General features: G+C 47.3%; 16 protein-coding genes. 8 read left to right on the top strand and 8 right to left on the bottom strand.

Annotated elements, in window-relative coordinates; all coding sequences use genetic code 11:
• Positions 1 to 346 (bottom strand): aldehyde dehydrogenase family protein (locus tag QZZ54_RS17960; protein WP_290705259.1); only part of this gene is annotated, 346 nt, incomplete at its 3' end.
• Between the two features lie 260 nt (positions 347 to 606).
• Here QZZ54_RS17960 and QZZ54_RS17955 point away from each other — a divergent pair.
• The 4 genes from QZZ54_RS17955 to QZZ54_RS17940 all read left to right on the top strand — a co-directional run bounded on the left by QZZ54_RS17955 (position 607) and on the right by QZZ54_RS17940 (position 3649).
• Entirely contained in the window at positions 607 to 1296 is a 690-nt protein-coding gene (locus QZZ54_RS17955; RefSeq protein ID WP_290705256.1) for a TorF family putative porin, read from the top strand.
• A 141-nt stretch (positions 1297 to 1437) separates the two neighbouring features.
• Positions 1438 to 2058: a LysE family translocator gene (locus QZZ54_RS17950; protein ID WP_290705253.1), complete on the top strand. Its 621-nt coding sequence runs from the start codon at positions 1438 to 1440 to the stop codon at positions 2056 to 2058.
• Between the two features lie 139 nt (positions 2059 to 2197).
• Positions 2198 to 2803, top strand: coding sequence for an HD domain-containing phosphohydrolase (locus QZZ54_RS17945; RefSeq protein ID WP_290705250.1), 606 nt, complete (start codon positions 2198 to 2200; stop codon positions 2801 to 2803).
• Positions 2804 to 2869: 66 nt separating this feature from the next.
• Positions 2870 to 3649, top strand: a complete 780-nt coding sequence (locus QZZ54_RS17940) for a hypothetical protein (protein WP_290705247.1) — start codon at positions 2870 to 2872, stop codon at positions 3647 to 3649.
• A gap of 27 nt (positions 3650 to 3676) precedes the next feature.
• Here QZZ54_RS17940 and QZZ54_RS17935 read toward each other — a convergent pair whose 3' ends face one another.
• Both QZZ54_RS17935 and QZZ54_RS17930 read right to left on the bottom strand, forming a co-directional pair.
• A complete protein-coding gene (locus QZZ54_RS17935) occupies positions 3677 to 4507 on the bottom strand; it encodes a tetratricopeptide repeat protein (RefSeq protein ID WP_290705244.1) in 831 nt (276 codons plus the stop codon).
• A gap of 81 nt (positions 4508 to 4588) precedes the next feature.
• A complete protein-coding gene (locus tag QZZ54_RS17930; protein ID WP_290705241.1) occupies positions 4589 to 5185 on the bottom strand; it encodes a pyridoxamine 5'-phosphate oxidase family protein in 597 nt (198 codons plus the stop codon).
• Positions 5186 to 5285: 100 nt separating this feature from the next.
• On the opposite strand from QZZ54_RS17930, the gene QZZ54_RS17925 reads away from it, so the two are divergent.
• Positions 5286 to 6773, top strand: coding sequence for a PLP-dependent aminotransferase family protein (locus QZZ54_RS17925; RefSeq protein ID WP_290705238.1), 1488 nt, complete (start codon positions 5286 to 5288; stop codon positions 6771 to 6773).
• A 72-nt stretch (positions 6774 to 6845) separates the two neighbouring features.
• Here the strand turns inward: QZZ54_RS17925 and speB are convergent, their stop codons facing one another.
• Entirely contained in the window at positions 6846 to 7781 is a 936-nt protein-coding gene (gene speB / locus QZZ54_RS17920) for an agmatinase (RefSeq protein ID WP_290705235.1), read from the bottom strand.
• A gap of 131 nt (positions 7782 to 7912) precedes the next feature.
• Here speB and QZZ54_RS17915 point away from each other — a divergent pair, with 131 nt between their 5' ends.
• Positions 7913 to 8815, top strand: coding sequence for a LysR family transcriptional regulator (locus QZZ54_RS17915; protein ID WP_290705232.1), 903 nt, complete (start codon positions 7913 to 7915; stop codon positions 8813 to 8815).
• Between the two features lie 6 nt (positions 8816 to 8821).
• On the opposite strand, the gene QZZ54_RS17910 is transcribed toward QZZ54_RS17915, so the two are convergent.
• Entirely contained in the window at positions 8822 to 9151 is a 330-nt protein-coding gene (locus tag QZZ54_RS17910) for a multidrug efflux SMR transporter (RefSeq protein WP_290705229.1), read from the bottom strand.
• 418 nt (positions 9152 to 9569) lie between these two features.
• Here QZZ54_RS17910 and QZZ54_RS17905 point away from each other — a divergent pair, with 418 nt between their 5' ends.
• Together QZZ54_RS17905 and QZZ54_RS17900 are read left to right on the top strand one after the other, a co-directional pair.
• Positions 9570 to 10451, top strand: a complete 882-nt coding sequence (locus tag QZZ54_RS17905) for a helix-turn-helix transcriptional regulator (RefSeq protein WP_290705226.1) — start codon at positions 9570 to 9572, stop codon at positions 10449 to 10451.
• Between the two features lie 264 nt (positions 10452 to 10715).
• Positions 10716 to 11111 carry a hypothetical protein gene (locus tag QZZ54_RS17900; protein ID WP_290705223.1) on the top strand — a complete coding sequence of 132 codons (396 nt, stop codon included), beginning with the start codon at positions 10716 to 10718 and terminating at the stop codon, positions 11109 to 11111.
• A gap of 63 nt (positions 11112 to 11174) precedes the next feature.
• Here QZZ54_RS17900 and QZZ54_RS17895 read toward each other — a convergent pair whose 3' ends face one another.
• The 3 genes from QZZ54_RS17895 to dctP all read right to left on the bottom strand — a co-directional run bounded on the left by QZZ54_RS17895 (position 11175) and on the right by dctP (position 14138).
• Entirely contained in the window at positions 11175 to 12500 is a 1326-nt protein-coding gene (locus QZZ54_RS17895; protein ID WP_290705220.1) for a TRAP transporter large permease subunit, read from the bottom strand.
• Between the two features lie 100 nt (positions 12501 to 12600).
• A complete protein-coding gene (locus tag QZZ54_RS17890; RefSeq protein ID WP_290705217.1) occupies positions 12601 to 13122 on the bottom strand; it encodes a TRAP transporter small permease subunit in 522 nt (173 codons plus the stop codon).
• A complete protein-coding gene (gene dctP / locus QZZ54_RS17885) occupies positions 13122 to 14138 on the bottom strand; it encodes a TRAP transporter substrate-binding protein DctP (protein WP_290705214.1) in 1017 nt (338 codons plus the stop codon). Before dctP ends, QZZ54_RS17890 begins: the two co-directional genes overlap by 1 nt.
• Between the last annotated feature and the right edge of the window lie 366 nt (positions 14139 to 14504).

The following is a 14504-nucleotide window of genomic DNA, read 5'->3' as shown; positions in this document are numbered from 1 at the left end:
TAACCATCTCAGAGATAGACTTACCCATATCCAAGGTATCAAGCAAGGCAAACTCATCCTGGTGCTGTTCAATCAGATCAGCCCACTTCTGCATCGTCTTCTTGCGCTCCCTGGGGTGTATCTCAGACCAGACTCCAGACCTGAAAACTTCGCGGGCATGCGCCACAGCAATATTAACATCCGCCTCATCACAGCTGGCCACATCCGCTAGCAGCTTTTCCGTCGCTGGGTTGATACAGGGGAAGGTATCTCCACTTACTGCTGGCTGAAACTCGCCATTGATATAAGCTTTATTATGGAGGCTCAGGGTTTCACTCATTGCCTTCCATTCAGAATAGCTTTTCATCAGTTTTCTTCTCCACAATCTCTGTCTCAATAACTACGGCTCGCCGTAATCAGAATAAGGTAAGAGGCTCAGCCACTCACCCAATCGTATTTGTGACAGTATATGTAGCCCTTCACTCTGGTCTCTATATATACGAAGAGGTATCTAACCGATTCCCTCAGTCATATACCCCCTGGTAGATACCTACCCCTAGGTATTTCTTTAGTAGCTCATGTTTTCCGATAATCGAGACTCATACTAAAAAAAACAGGGTGTAATCGATGAAAAAGATTTTTGCAGGTCTGGTTGCTTCTATGGCGCTAGTAACAACAGTTCAAGCGGCTGAAGTGTCCGGTACCGTATCATTCACTAATGACTACCGCTTCCGCGGTATCTCACAGTCAGCTGGCGACCCTGCCGTACAGGGAAGTCTTGATGTTGCTTTTGATAATGGCGTTTATGCTGGCGTCTGGGGCAGCAATGTCGATTTTGAAGATGATGCGAAGCTGGAGATCGATTACTACGTTGGCTATGGTAACGATATCAATGATGATTTGAGCTATGACGTTTCGTACGCGTTCTATACATACCCTGGCTACAACTCTGATGCAGAGTATGGCGAATTAGCACTAGGTCTGTACTACGGCGATCTTGGCTTCACCTTTGCTTACTCCGATGATTTCTTTAACACAGGCGAGTCTGCTCAGTACTACAGCGCTGATTATAGTGTTGGGGTGACCGAGGAAGTTAGTTTAGATCTGCATGCCGGATACAGCACTGGCGACTATTGGGATGGCACCACTGATATCAATGATTTCCAGGACTATTCTATTGGCATCTCTGGCTCTGCAGTAGGTCTGGATCTTTCCGCAGCCTATCTCTTTAATAGCATCGAAAGTGCTGATGAAACCGATTCAGGTGCATTCCGCAATGATAATACTCTGCTGTTAAGCGTATCGCGTACTTTCTAAAAATCGTTCACCATTGAATCAGGCACGTACAGATCCCCTTCTTCTGCCTGATTAGGGCCACACCGACTTTATCGGGTGGCCTTTTTTATTGCCTAATGAAAGAGTAAACTCCCGCTTTAATTATCGATTTCTGAGGCATGGATGTCAGTCGCTATACTCTCTATTTTCATACCTACGTTTTTCTTCGTCTCTATCACTCCGGGTATGTGCATGACGCTGGCATTAAGCCTAGGTATGTCCATCGGTGTGCGGCGCAGTCTGCATATGATGTGGGGTGAATTGATTGGAGTAGGTCTGGTTGCCACAGCCGCCGCTATTGGTGTCGCTGCCCTCATGCTGCAATTCCCCGAAGCCTTCATCTTTTTGAAGCTCGGCGGTGGAGCCTATCTGGGCTGGATAGGTATTCAGATGTGGCAGTCGAAAGGCAAACTAGTGATGCCAGAGCCGGGATCAGAAGTAAAACAACAGGGTAATTTTCAGTTAGCCCTTAACGGTTTCATTACTGCTATAGCCAACCCCAAAGGCTGGGCATTCTTTGTCACCCTGCTGCCACCCTTTCTGGACCAGAATCAGCCGCTTGCCCCTCAGCTTTCAATACTCATAGCGATGATTTTATTGTTAGAGTTTAGCTGTCTATTAATCTACGCCAGCGGAGGTAAAGCCCTGCGCCATCTGCTACTGGATCGTGGCAATGTAAAACTGATGAACAGAATTGCCGGTTCTCTTATGATAGGGGTCGGCATATGGTTAGCACTAGGATAAATGCCAACAACGCTCCAAACATATTAAAATAGCATCTGTTTATGCTAGTAAAGACTCTCTCAGAAATTGAGACAGAGCGACAAAATACTTTCGCTAGTAAAGCGGTACGACAATCAGGTCGATTACACTAGGAACTGGAATGAGCCCGACTGAGAAATTCACTTATCAAGCCTTAGAGATTCGTACCAAAGCACTAGCAACAGCACTGGGCTTCAGGGATCAGTCAACACTGGAGCATTCCGATCGGGTACAAACGATGGCAACTGAACTGGCTAAAGCAGCGGGGCTATCAGAGGATGATATAAGCGCTCTGCGCATTAGTTCAAAGTTTCATGACATTGGAAAAATCGGCATTCCAGATAGAATTCTGATGAAGCCTGGCATACTCGATCAAGATGATTGGAAAATGATGCACCAGCACCCGATTATCGGTGAACAGATCGTATTATCAACCGAACTGGATGGCGCCTCTCAAACCGCGCACATTATCCGTCACCACCATGAACACTTTAATGGTGGCGGTTATCCTGACAAAATTTCAGGAGAAGCTATTCCGGTAGGTGCCCGCATCATCAGCATCGTCGACAGCTATGACGCTATGGCGTATACCCGCGCTTACCATGAAGGACGAAGCCACCGGTATATTATCGATACGATCGAGATGGAATCAGGCACTAAACACGACCCACTGCTGGTTAAGTACTTCTGTAACATCATTGAGCGAAGCAGTAACCGGGTGGAATAATTTTCATTTGTAACAATGCAATAACCCCAGTAGGCTAATGGATATAGGTATACAAAGGTAACCTCCATGCACCTTAAAGCAGCTTTTCCCCTTCTTAACGCAACAACTCTCGCTGTCACTTTGGCGGTTTCACCTGTTATCACTCAGCAAATGACCGGTCTGGATCTCGGGAGCATAGCTCTGGCGAAAGGCGACGGTGGTGGAAACGGTGGTGGAAACGGCGGTGGAAACGGCGGTGGAAACGGCGGTGGAAACGGCGGTGGAAACGGCGGTGGAAACGGCGGTGGAAACGGCGGTGGAAACGGTGGTGGAAACGGTGGTGGAAACGGCGGTGGAAACGGTGGTGGAAACGGTGGTGGAAACGGCGGTGGTAACGGCGGTGGTAACGGCGGTGGTAACAGCAGTAACGCTGGCGGAAATAGTAAGGGTAATGGTAACGCATTTGGTCTGGGTAATAGCGTGCAGGGCAAGTCGAACAAATCTGCTAATAAGGGATTTAGCAGTAATAATGGACTGGGAAATGATCATAAAGCAGTTTCAGCTAAGCTCGGACGACTGAATGCAGCCCATGCATCAGCAACAGCAAGGGCCAATGCGTCACCCAACTCTGCGGTAGGCTTACTGGGCCAGTATGAAGCGGCGGTAAACGCAGCACGAGATGCAATTAGCGAAGAAGAGCGCGCAGATCTGGAACAAACCGCAATTGAAATTCTTGGGCAGGCCGCTAATAAAGAACTCAACGAAGAAGTGGTTAGCGCAGTAGATGCTTTATTAGGTATTGAATCGGCGCCGGACGCCGAAACAGACAACAATTCAGAAGCTGACCCAGAAAACGCCGAGACTTAACGTCTGATCCTTTACTTTGCTCGGGTCTTAATAATCTCTAATCATCTGCAGGTTGTGCCAATTGATCTCCAGATCACTCAGCAAAAACTCCTTTTGCGTAAACCGGCGGTAAGAAACCTTTGTTTTCTGCCCCCAGATGCCATCAGCAGGGCCTGGTGAGTAGTCTAACGCTGATAGCCGAAGCTGAAGAAACAAAGTCGTCGAACGGTCTATATCACCCGAACGATAACTCATCAAACGACGAGCTGTTCCGCGGGAACCTGCATTAGTCTTGGCGTACATTCTTCGTTTAAGTTCTGTTGAAAGCGCTACACCCTGTTTTTCCGCCTGAGCAAACCAATACCAGGCAACAGCAAGATTTTGGGGAAGACCCAGACCACGTGCATAGACTACCCCCAGATCAAACATTGCCTGTTTATGCCCAAGGTCAGCCGCTCGACTCAACAGATATCCTGCCCACAGACGGCTCTTTTCAACACCGCGTCCATTCATGTAGAGAACAGACAGCTCATATAACGCAGCCGGGTGATCTTTTTGAGCGGCCAAATCCAGCCATATCGCTGACTCAGCGTAGTTAACAGCAACACCACGTCCTGTGAGATATGACATTCCGGCCAGGTACGCACCTTTTGCCGAGCCATTCAGTGCGGCATCCTTAAAAAGCTCTACACCCTCTTTGTAATCCTGCTCGGTACCTTTTCCCTGAGTGACATCCAACCCCGCCCTAAACTTCTGTTTAGCCAACTGAGGATTATCCTTCACAGAAACATCTAAGCCCTGCAGAGAGCTACAGCCGGTTAATACAACCAATATAAAAGCGACTAACAAAGCTAACGATGATTTTCCTCGAAGAAACATTAGACCCCCTATTTCTATTACAGGCAGTATAGGCGAAACAGGGAGCCTTATGTCAATGATACCTATGCCGATCTCTACGCTTTAATCGGGAATTAAATTACCGACCACCGTCGTCACCGGCTTAACCCCCGCCCATATATCCAGATCCATATCTTCCGGTTCCTCATTTGGCCCGCCGGTGGAAACCTTGGCAGAAACCTCTTCGATTGGAAAAGCAAACACCCCTGTCACCTTCATCTCTGTTTCATTCGGCGGACGCACTTCTGCCGAACGGCCTGGACTATATTTATCTAACATAGCGTCCAGCGCAGCGCGTTTCTCATCAGCATCATCAACCAACCGACCTTTACCATAGATAACCACTGAGCGAAAATTAACTGAATGATGGTAAGCAGAACGGGAAAACACCAGTCCATCCAAAATACACAGCGTAATGCATATAGTCTGCCCCTTCATCACCGTCTGAAACAGACCATTTTTAACCGAGCCATGTAGATAAATCTCATTGCCAATTCGCCAGTGGGAGCTGGGTTGCACCATCGCTTCTCCATCCACGCTGACGCCAATATTGCATACCCAGGATTCATCAATAACATTATTAACTACGCCTCGATCATAGCTGGCTATTTTACGCCCCCTTTTTACCCGGGTCCGCTCCGTCACCCTTATCTCACTCATAACCTTGCCCTTAACGCTGTTTAAATTTGCGACAGGCCAAGGTTAACCGCTATAGTGGATCTATTTAAGATCCAATTTATACATATTATTAAGGCCCAATTTGATTAAGCCAAACTATAAGAAACAGGTCTACTCAAAACTATTTACCCCCTTTCTGGAACAGGATGAATCTCAACGACCCCGATACCGGGCACTATTTAACTACATGCAGCAACAGATTCTTTGCGGAGAGTTGGTTGCAGATAGCCGTCTTCCTTCCAGCCGTGAGCTGGCAGAGCTGCTGAATCTATCCCGCAACACCATAAAACAAGTCTATGAGATGCTGCAGGCAGAGGGTTATATCGAAACCCGACAGGGTGATGGAAGCTATATCTCTACGCAGCTATCCCTCAGCAAAAAAGCAATACAGAAAAACCATCGCCCTGACCTTAGGCCGATCAAGCTGTCCGACAAGAGCAAATTACTTCAGCAGATTCGCCCTCTTTACCACCAAAGTAATCAGCAACTATTACTGCCTGCAAGCCCTGCTCTGGACCAATTCCCCTGGCCCGAGTGGCAGCGCTCAGTCAGTCACGCTGGGAAACAGATGAAATTCAGTGGCGGACGCAGCTTTATGGGGGAACCCAAACTGAGACAGGAAATAGTAAATTACCTCAATGCCAGCCGAGGAATACACTGTGATATTGAACAGGTAATGATCTGCTCCGGTTCACAGCAGGGAATGCAACTGGCCTTTTCTATGCTCATCAATCCCGGTGATAAAGTACTGGTCGAAGACCCTGGTTTTCCCGGTATCGACGGTGCGATCAGTACTGTTGGAGGAATCAAAGTTTCAGTGCCGATCGACCGACAAGGCTTCCGCACTGATATCGCACTGACCGATAAACAAGATGCACGCCTCGCCTTCATTACCCCTTCACGTAACTTCCCAATGGGCTACACCCTGAGCCTTGAACGCCGCCTACAGCTCCTCCAATGGGCCAGACAGCACGGCAGTTGTATTATTGAAGATGACTACGATAGTGAGTTCCGTTTTGACGGGCCGCCCCTTACGGCGCTTCAGGGGCTGGATGGAGAGCACTCTGTGATCTATTCAGGCACTTTTAGTCGCATTCTACATCCCGCAATCCGACTCGGCTATCTGGTGCTCCCACCAGCTTTAGTACCCTCCTTCAACCAGATGCGCGGATTTCTCGACGGCGGCCTCTCTTCACTGCCCCAGCTAGCTTTAGCAGACTTTATGTCACGGGGCCTGTTTGCCAGTCACCTGCGACGAATGCGCAAACTCTACAAAGCCCGTCGCGAATACTTGCTGCAACAGATCGAGAAAAGGTTTAACAATCAGTTAGTATGGGAGCCCAGCGACGGCGGAATGCACGGGGTATTTCTACTCCCGCCGGGCACGGATGACAAAGCGATTGTAGAACAAGCGAATACTGTAGGCCTCGGGCTTCGCCCGTTATCCTATTATTATGATAAACAGCCACCTCTCAGCGGCCTGGTTATAGGTTTCTCCGGTTACACTGAGACGCAGATTGATACTGGACTCACCCGCTTGCAGCCAATTATTGACCAGCATCTGCAATAATAAAAAAGGCTGCGCCTAAGAAAGGTAGCAGCCAAAGCTCAAAGAAAACAAAGAAGATACTAAAAAGGTCTACTAAGGCATTTTGTTGGCTGCCAGTACATAGAGGTATTCCAACGCCAGAGTTGCTCCGGCCAGCGAAGTAATCTCGGCATGATCATAGGCAGGCGCCACTTCCACAACATCCATTCCTACTAAATTTAAGCCCTGCAATCCCCTGATTACTTTTAAGGCACAATCCATCGTCATACCACCTGCGACAGGGGTCCCAGTACCAGGGGCACAGGACGGATCGAGACCATCAATATCAAAACTCACATAGGTTTTTTTATCACCGACACGCGCATGGATACGTTCGAGAATAGCCCTGGGACCATGATCACCTACCCAGGCAGCATCCAGTACCTCAAACGGATGGCCATCGAGATCATAAGCGGTACGAATACCGATCTGAATTGAGTGTTCGGTATCGACTAGCCCCTCTTCGACAGCGTGATGAAACAGCGTCCCGTGATCATATTTAGTACCACCGGAATAGGTATCGGTGTGGGCATCAAAGTGAATTAGCGCCATCGGGCCATGCTTCTTAGCATACGCACGTAACACCGGCAAAGTGATAAAGTGATCGCCACCAAAGGTCAGAGCGGATTTTCCAGAATCCAAAATAGTACTAATATGGGCCTGAAGATTATCCACCATCGTCTGCGGCTCTCCATGCTTAAACAGCACATTACCGGAATCAGCCACTTTTAGATGATCATCCAGAGCAAACTGCCAGGGCCAACGCGCCCCTTCCCAGATCAATTGAGATGAGGCCTGACGTACTCCCTGCGGCCCGAAACGGGCGCCGGAACGACCCGATGTTGCAAGATCGAATGGCACCCCGGCTACAACCACTTCAGCATCAGATGAAGTCAGATCACTTACAACCGGAAACTCCATAAAAGTCATACCTAACGAGCCATAGATCGGAAGATCGGCATTGGCCACATTATTTTGCTTATCAGACATCATGCACCTCAAAACTCAGTTTAATTTCCAGTTATTGAATTCAGAGTACCTTCTCACATGAAATTATTGAAATGCATAGTTATAATATCTACATGCACAGAATTAATACTTAGAAAAAGTAGAGTGAAGCGATGAAATCCCTGCGCCAGTTCGACCTGAATCTATTACTCCTGCTGGAAGCACTGCTGACTGAGTGTCATGTCAGTCGCGCTGCCGAACGAATGTTTCTCAGCCAATCCGCCATGAGTCATGCACTAAACCGTCTGCGGCAACAACTGGATGATCCACTACTGGTGAGAACCGGTAACGGACTGAAACCAACCCCAAGAGCAGAAGCGATGCTGCCGGATATCCGCCAGGCGATCCGCATTATCGAACGCAGTCTGGCACCTCTTGAACCCTTTGATCACGCTGACTCAGACCACTGTTTTACAATTGCCTGCACCGATTACTTCGAAGCGGTTACCCTGCCTCCACTAATGCAGCGGCTTCAGCAGATCGCCTCCGGAATACGTATAGAGATAGAGATGATTAGTGAATCAGGTACTACTGAGCGATTGGAAAGCCGCGAAATTGATCTGATCGCAGGGCTCGACAGCAGCCAGCCTGTTGACCCATTGCTTATCAGCCGTTCCTGGCAACAGGAACCTCTGGCCTGCCTTGCAGCCAACCAAAACAAACAGGTCAAAGATAGGCTCTCTGTCGAACAGTACTGTCAGCTTAAACACGTATTATTTACTGATCTGACAGGCGTAAGCTCAAACCAGATAGATCACTGGCTGGAATCTCAGCAGTTAAAAAGAAATGATATCGCGCGTACTGTGAACTATATGGCGGGCGCCCGGATAGTTGCCGCAACGGATGCCATCATGACGTTACCTCTGGAGATGGCCCGGCTATTTACAGAGATGTTGCCGGTAAAACTAGTAGCACCACCAAAAGGTATTCCACAAATAGAGATGGTAACCCTACACCACCCTCTCTATGCAAATGACCCTAGTTTGAAGTGGCTGCTACAGCAACTCCATCAATAAAAAAGCTTAATGGGCAGCGCTTGTAGAGAACACATTGATAATACCAACACCGACAACGATCAACAGCATACCGATAACAGCCGGTAGGTCTGGTATCTCTTTATAAATCACCGCACTGATAGACGCTATTAATACGATCCCCATCCCCGCCCATATCGCATACGCGATACCTACAGGTACAGTTTTAAGTACCAGCGAGAGAAAATAAAAAGCGATTAAGTAACCGATCACACAAAGCATCGTTGCAACGGGTTTGCTAAATCCATCTGACGCCTTTAAAGCGATAGTACCCATCACTTCAGCCCCAATCGCTATGGCCAAATACCAATACCCCATATACCCACCTATACGCCGAAATCATAAATAAACAGATCCCCATCGTTTCCAGAGAGGAAAGCTCTCTGCATTTCATGCTTTTTTATCAAAGACTACAAGGCCTTAACGGTGATTCTTTCTTACGTTTTATTTAAAAAATCGTTTACGTCTGACGAATGCCGGAAATTATGAAAGCGACTTTTGCGTTATAACAAAGCCATAATATGACTCCGATCTATCAAGTTACGAAGCGACGCCGAGCCACTCGCAGACTCGCATCGCCGATTGGGGACGCTGTAGCAGTGAAATCGTCCAGAAAACGATACAACATAGCAAAAATCCACTTCTTTCGCCCTAAGACAATCGGGCTCTTGCCTCCCCTGTCAAAGCAGGCTTTAATTAGCCATTAAAATCATGTCGAATTAAGGTTTGCTGACCTGTGACTAAGCCTCAACGTTCAGAATCAAAATATCACCGCGTAGCAAAAGAGCCGCTGATGCAGTGGCATGACGCTATTGCAGGTATCATCACCCATGGCGTCAACGACGATGCTCTGGATAATCTGATGGATACGATGCGTAGGATTGTTGATGCCGATGGCAGTACGCTAATCGTCTATCCGGCGAATAGTCATCCATACTGCCCATTTCGAAAGCGGCGTAAAGGTGAAGACCCTCGTACCCATATCGATCATTACCTCGAAAGCGCTTATCTGCTTGATCCATTTTATCGCCTGGCAGTAGACGGTCCGGCCGAAGGTGTTTACAGCCTTACAGATGTCGCACCTGGAGCATTCAAACAGAGTGAGTTCTACCGGGTCTACTATCGTCTGGTTAATTTTGGTGACGAGATCTGCCTGATCGTTCCGACTGAGAATGCCAGCATTCAGGTTTCTATTAGCCGTCAGGATGACAAACCCAAATTCACCCTAGCCCAGCAAGCACTTATTCAGCGTATATTCTCAACCGTCGAGGCGATTCTGCTGAAATGGTGGACCGGCTCGCAGAATGAACAGAAAGAACACTTCCTGGACTCGCACCTTGAATGTGCCCTAAGTAATTTCGGTAGTTCAGTGCTCACTCAGAGAGAAACACAAATACTTCAGCTAGTACTGCGTGGGTATGCGGTAAAATACATCGCTGAGAAGCTTGAAATCAGTCCTGAAACTATCAAACATCACCGCAAAAACATCTACGCGAAGCTGGATATTAATTCTCAGGCAGAGATGTTCCATCTGTTTATTGACTCACTACGGATGGTAACAGCGGACTCACCACCCGACCCGTTAACTAACTACCTGAAACCTCCAGCAACCAAATAGCACATAGCTACTTAAGAGCACCTCATAAGTACAAGCAACTATAAGCCCTGTGGCATACAGGGCTCTCAATAGCATTGCATAAACAGAACGACTTCCGTTTGTTTTTGTACTCTTACTTCTCGCTCCAATGCACTTCTAACACCCCTCATGATTCAAGCTGAATTGGATATAGTTATCGGATCATTGGCATTAATTTCTGACTGCTTATTTCTAAAATGAAAAACATGTGCTTGAATAACCACTCAAGGAAAGAGGAATTATTTTATGGCCTATCAGTTCACCATCACGGAATGCGGTGACTATCTTCGAATTGAAGTACATGGTTCAAGAACCGAGTCCGATGTAACTCAGGAATCATTAAACATGTGGCAAGGCGTCGCCACGCTATGTCGTGAGAAAGGATTTAACCAGATACTCGCAGTGTTCCATCTGACTGGTGTTCGCAACATCATGGACACTTTTAATATTGTCGAAGGGGTGCAGAAGTGGATCTGGCCTGAACTGGCGATAGCCTACGTCGATATGGATACTCAAAATCGCAAAGAAAACACCGTTGTTGAGCAGTCCGCCATGATGCACGGTATCAACTTCCGAACTTTCCTCACAGAAGAAGATGGTATTCATTGGCTGAAAGCTATGCATTCTACCCACCGTCATTAGCAAACAAAAAAGCCGCTCAGAGAGCGGCTTTTTGAAATCAATCCATTCAGATAAACATTATCTTTACGAACCAAATATCAGATTAGGCAACCAAAGCGCAATCTGAGGGTAGATAACCACCAGCGTCAATCCAATAACTTGTAGAATAATAAACGGAATTACCGCCTTATACAGGTCATAGATCGTAATCGAGGGCGGCGCCACCGATCGCATATAAAATAGATTATACCCGAAGGGGGGCGTCAGATAGGCAGTCTGCATACTGATAATAAAGAGCACTGCGAACCATACTGTATCGAAGCCCAACTCTTGCACTATCGGCACAAACAACGGCACTGTGATAAAGACGATAGCGAAATCATCCAGGAACATCCCTAGAACGAAATAGGTTAACAACATCGCTACAATTACCATGTAAGGCGACAGATTAGAGTCTTCCACCAGCTCAGTAATCAACATACCAGCACCCAGGCCAATATAGACCTTACTGAAGAATACCGCAGCAAGTGTGATCCACAACAGCATACCCATCAGCTGAGTGGTGCTCATCAGCACTTCTTTCAGCATCTTCACATTAAGAGTGCGATAGATAGCAGCACACAGCAGCGATCCTGCTGCACCAATAGCTGATGCTTCAGAAGGTGAAGTCACACCACCAATAATAAAGCCTAGTACCGTTGTGATCAGCGCACCTGGCAGAATTAATGCCTTCAACGCTTTTATCTTATCTATTGCCCCAAGACGCTCTGACAACGCGATCGTCGGTGCTTTTTCCGGGTTCTTTAATGCGAACAGGAAAATGTACAGCATATAGATGCCAGCTAGCATTAAGCCCGGCATCATACCTGCTGCAAACAGCTTACCTACGGATTCACGGGCTAGAAACGCATAGACGATCATCAGTACGCTCGGCGGAATCAGAAAGCCTAATGCTCCGCCCGCCATAATCGTGCCCGTCACAAGCTTCTTGTCATAACCACGCTTAAGCATAGACGGCAAAGCGATAATACCTAAGCTAACTGTAGCGGCACCGGAAACTCCGGCCATCGCTGCAATAATCGCGCAGATAATCACTGTTCCCATGCCCAAACCGCCCGGGATACCACCCATGAGCTTATTGATCATGTCAAACAGGTCATCGGTAATACCCGAACGCTGTAACATAAGTCCCATGAAGATAAACATAGGCAGTGCTACCAGCAGGAAGTTATCCATTGCCGAGAAAGAACTGGTCGCTAGCAGTTCAAGGCCAGCCGGTCCCCATAGAAAATATGCCGAGCCTACACCCACTGTTAGCAGGGCCCAGGTTAAGGGAGCACCTATTGCCAACAGAATCAGCATAGTGAAAAACATGCCAAAGGTAACCAATAAAGGATCTAGATCTAACACAAAAACACCTTTGCTTTATTGAAGGTCTGACCGGAAAAAGACACTATTTACCGGTCAGACAGAGGGAGTTACAGAGCTATAATCAGGACAATAACCAGCATCAAACCTGTGGTTCTGGCTGCATCCCGATAACAATCATTGCACTGCGAATTAGCGCAGCAATACTCTGTAAAATCATCAGGCCAACAGCCAGAGGGATCACAGACTTGAATGGGTATACGACCGGCCCCCAGGTACTTTTCGACGAAACCTCTCCAATCGCCCAGGAATCGGCAGCGAAATTAAAGGATATGTAGAAAAACACTGAAAACACAACCAAACCGATTACACCGGTAATCACATCCAATGCTGCACGAACCCGTTCAGGGAACAAGTTATAGATAACTTCACTGCGAACATGGCCATGGTGTTTATGCGTATAAACACCCGCCAGAATGCAGAAAGTACCGTACAGCATAGTTGTCGATTCGTGTGCCCACGAGGTGGGGCTGTTAAACAAATAACGCGCCGCCACCTCGTAGCAAAGCACTGCAATCATGACCAGACACAACCAACAGAAGGTCCGGCCGACCCACTCAGATACCCTGTCTTGAAAAGCAAGATATTGAGAAAGTTTTGACATTAAACTCTCCCGGTAGCCTTAGCTGTCGCTGTGATCGCCTCAATTGCTTTGGCATTACGTGGCGACTTGGCTCCTTCCTCTTTCCATACGTCCATTGCTGCAGCCGTCAGTGCTTTAGAATCCGCTTCAGGCAGAGAAGCAAACTCAAAGATTCCTTCGCCGTTTACATCCAGGCAGCCATTTACATTCCAGGCATGCATGTTCTTTCCGTGCTTTTCGGTAGCCAGTTCGATAGCTTTCTGCTGATCTTCTGACATAGAGTCCCACTTCTTCATGTTGATCAACATACCATCGGCATAGCCAGGGTTGATCATGTTCAGGTGAGTGTAGTACTTAGCAGATTCGTGCAATTTCAGCGCTTTATATTCTAGAGAACCGCCATAAATAACACCATCGATAGCACCAGTAGACAGGGCAATATATAGCTCCTGGCTTGGCAGGTATACGGTAGGGATACCGAATTTTTCTAGAATTCCTGCAACAGTAGCGGTTGCGCGAATCTTCATCTTTTTCAGGTCTTCAATGCTGTTTACAGGCTTAGTTGTCAGCAGGTCATATGGACCACCGAAAATAGCACCCAGGTATTTTACACCCTTCTCTGCGTAAGCTTCTTCCAGAAGAGCCGTCAGACCCTGTTTTTGATGCAGATAGATAGCCTCATCATAGGTAGTCCAGGCACCTGGAATACCAGACTCGATCTTAGCAATATCAAGTTGACCGGCCCAGTATCCTGCATAACCCTGGCACATATCCAGAGTTCCTTTAGATACCGCATCCAGCATCTGGTCATTAGGAACCAGTTCAGAACCACGGAAACGCTGGATACGTACAGTCTTGTTAGAAACTGTTTTTACATCGTTAGCAAATTCTTTGTACAGGTCGTCAGTTTCTGTTCCATACAGAGTCTGCATCCGCAGACGAACCGAATCACCTGCCTGTGCAGTTGTAGAGGACAGGGCCAATGGGGCAGCAGCAATACCAGTAGCAGCAACTTTAAGCAGATCTCTTCTTTTCACTATCGTCTTCCTTTTATTGTATATTCTGATGGCTAAGGTCTTCGTAAACTCACGGCTATCCTCTTCACTAGAAACAGCCGTAAGCGTCCTGATAACTCGCCTACCTCTTAGCGGGTAAGTGTTCGTTATTTTTAACACCATTTTTTATAAATAGAAAGAAGCCACTGGTCAAGAAACCACCAGCAAGGCTATACCCGGTGAACTTTACACTATATACAACCCGACTTGCTGCGGCGCAGCAAAAGCAACGTAAATCAACCCTAATCCCTTGTTTTAATGACACTAATCAATAAATATAAAGTACTCATTAAAGTCAGCATATTGCGTTGAATACTGTTTCCAATCAGACCTACCCCTTTCAGGGGA

It is taken from the genome of Amphritea sp. (assembly GCF_016744155.1).
In the GTDB taxonomy this organism is placed as follows: Bacteria; Pseudomonadota; Gammaproteobacteria; order Pseudomonadales; family Balneatricaceae; genus Amphritea.
The sequence above is the reverse complement of the archived record's forward strand: the minus strand, read 5'-3'. Positions and strand labels throughout refer to the sequence as shown.

Coding starts and splice junctions, on each gene's coding strand:
- QZZ54_RS17945 (WP_290705250.1), top strand. CDS start 2,198: ATGAGCCCGACTGAGAAATTCACTTATCAAGCCTTAGAGATTCGTACC.
- QZZ54_RS17930 (WP_290705241.1), bottom strand. CDS start 5,185: ATGAGTGAGATAAGGGTGACGGAGCGGACCCGGGTAAAAAGGGGGCGT.
- QZZ54_RS17910 (WP_290705229.1), bottom strand. CDS start 9,151: ATGGGGTATTGGTATTTGGCCATAGCGATTGGGGCTGAAGTGATGGGT.
- QZZ54_RS17935 (WP_290705244.1), bottom strand. CDS start 4,507: ATGTTTCTTCGAGGAAAATCATCGTTAGCTTTGTTAGTCGCTTTTATA.
- QZZ54_RS17950 (WP_290705253.1), top strand. CDS start 1,438: ATGTCAGTCGCTATACTCTCTATTTTCATACCTACGTTTTTCTTCGTC.
- QZZ54_RS17940 (WP_290705247.1), top strand. CDS start 2,870: ATGCACCTTAAAGCAGCTTTTCCCCTTCTTAACGCAACAACTCTCGCT.
- speB (WP_290705235.1), bottom strand. CDS start 7,781: ATGTCTGATAAGCAAAATAATGTGGCCAATGCCGATCTTCCGATCTAT.
- QZZ54_RS17900 (WP_290705223.1), top strand. CDS start 10,716: ATGGCCTATCAGTTCACCATCACGGAATGCGGTGACTATCTTCGAATT.
- QZZ54_RS17915 (WP_290705232.1), top strand. CDS start 7,913: ATGAAATCCCTGCGCCAGTTCGACCTGAATCTATTACTCCTGCTGGAA.
- QZZ54_RS17955 (WP_290705256.1), top strand. CDS start 607: ATGAAAAAGATTTTTGCAGGTCTGGTTGCTTCTATGGCGCTAGTAACA.
- QZZ54_RS17890 (WP_290705217.1), bottom strand. CDS start 13,122: ATGTCAAAACTTTCTCAATATCTTGCTTTTCAAGACAGGGTATCTGAG.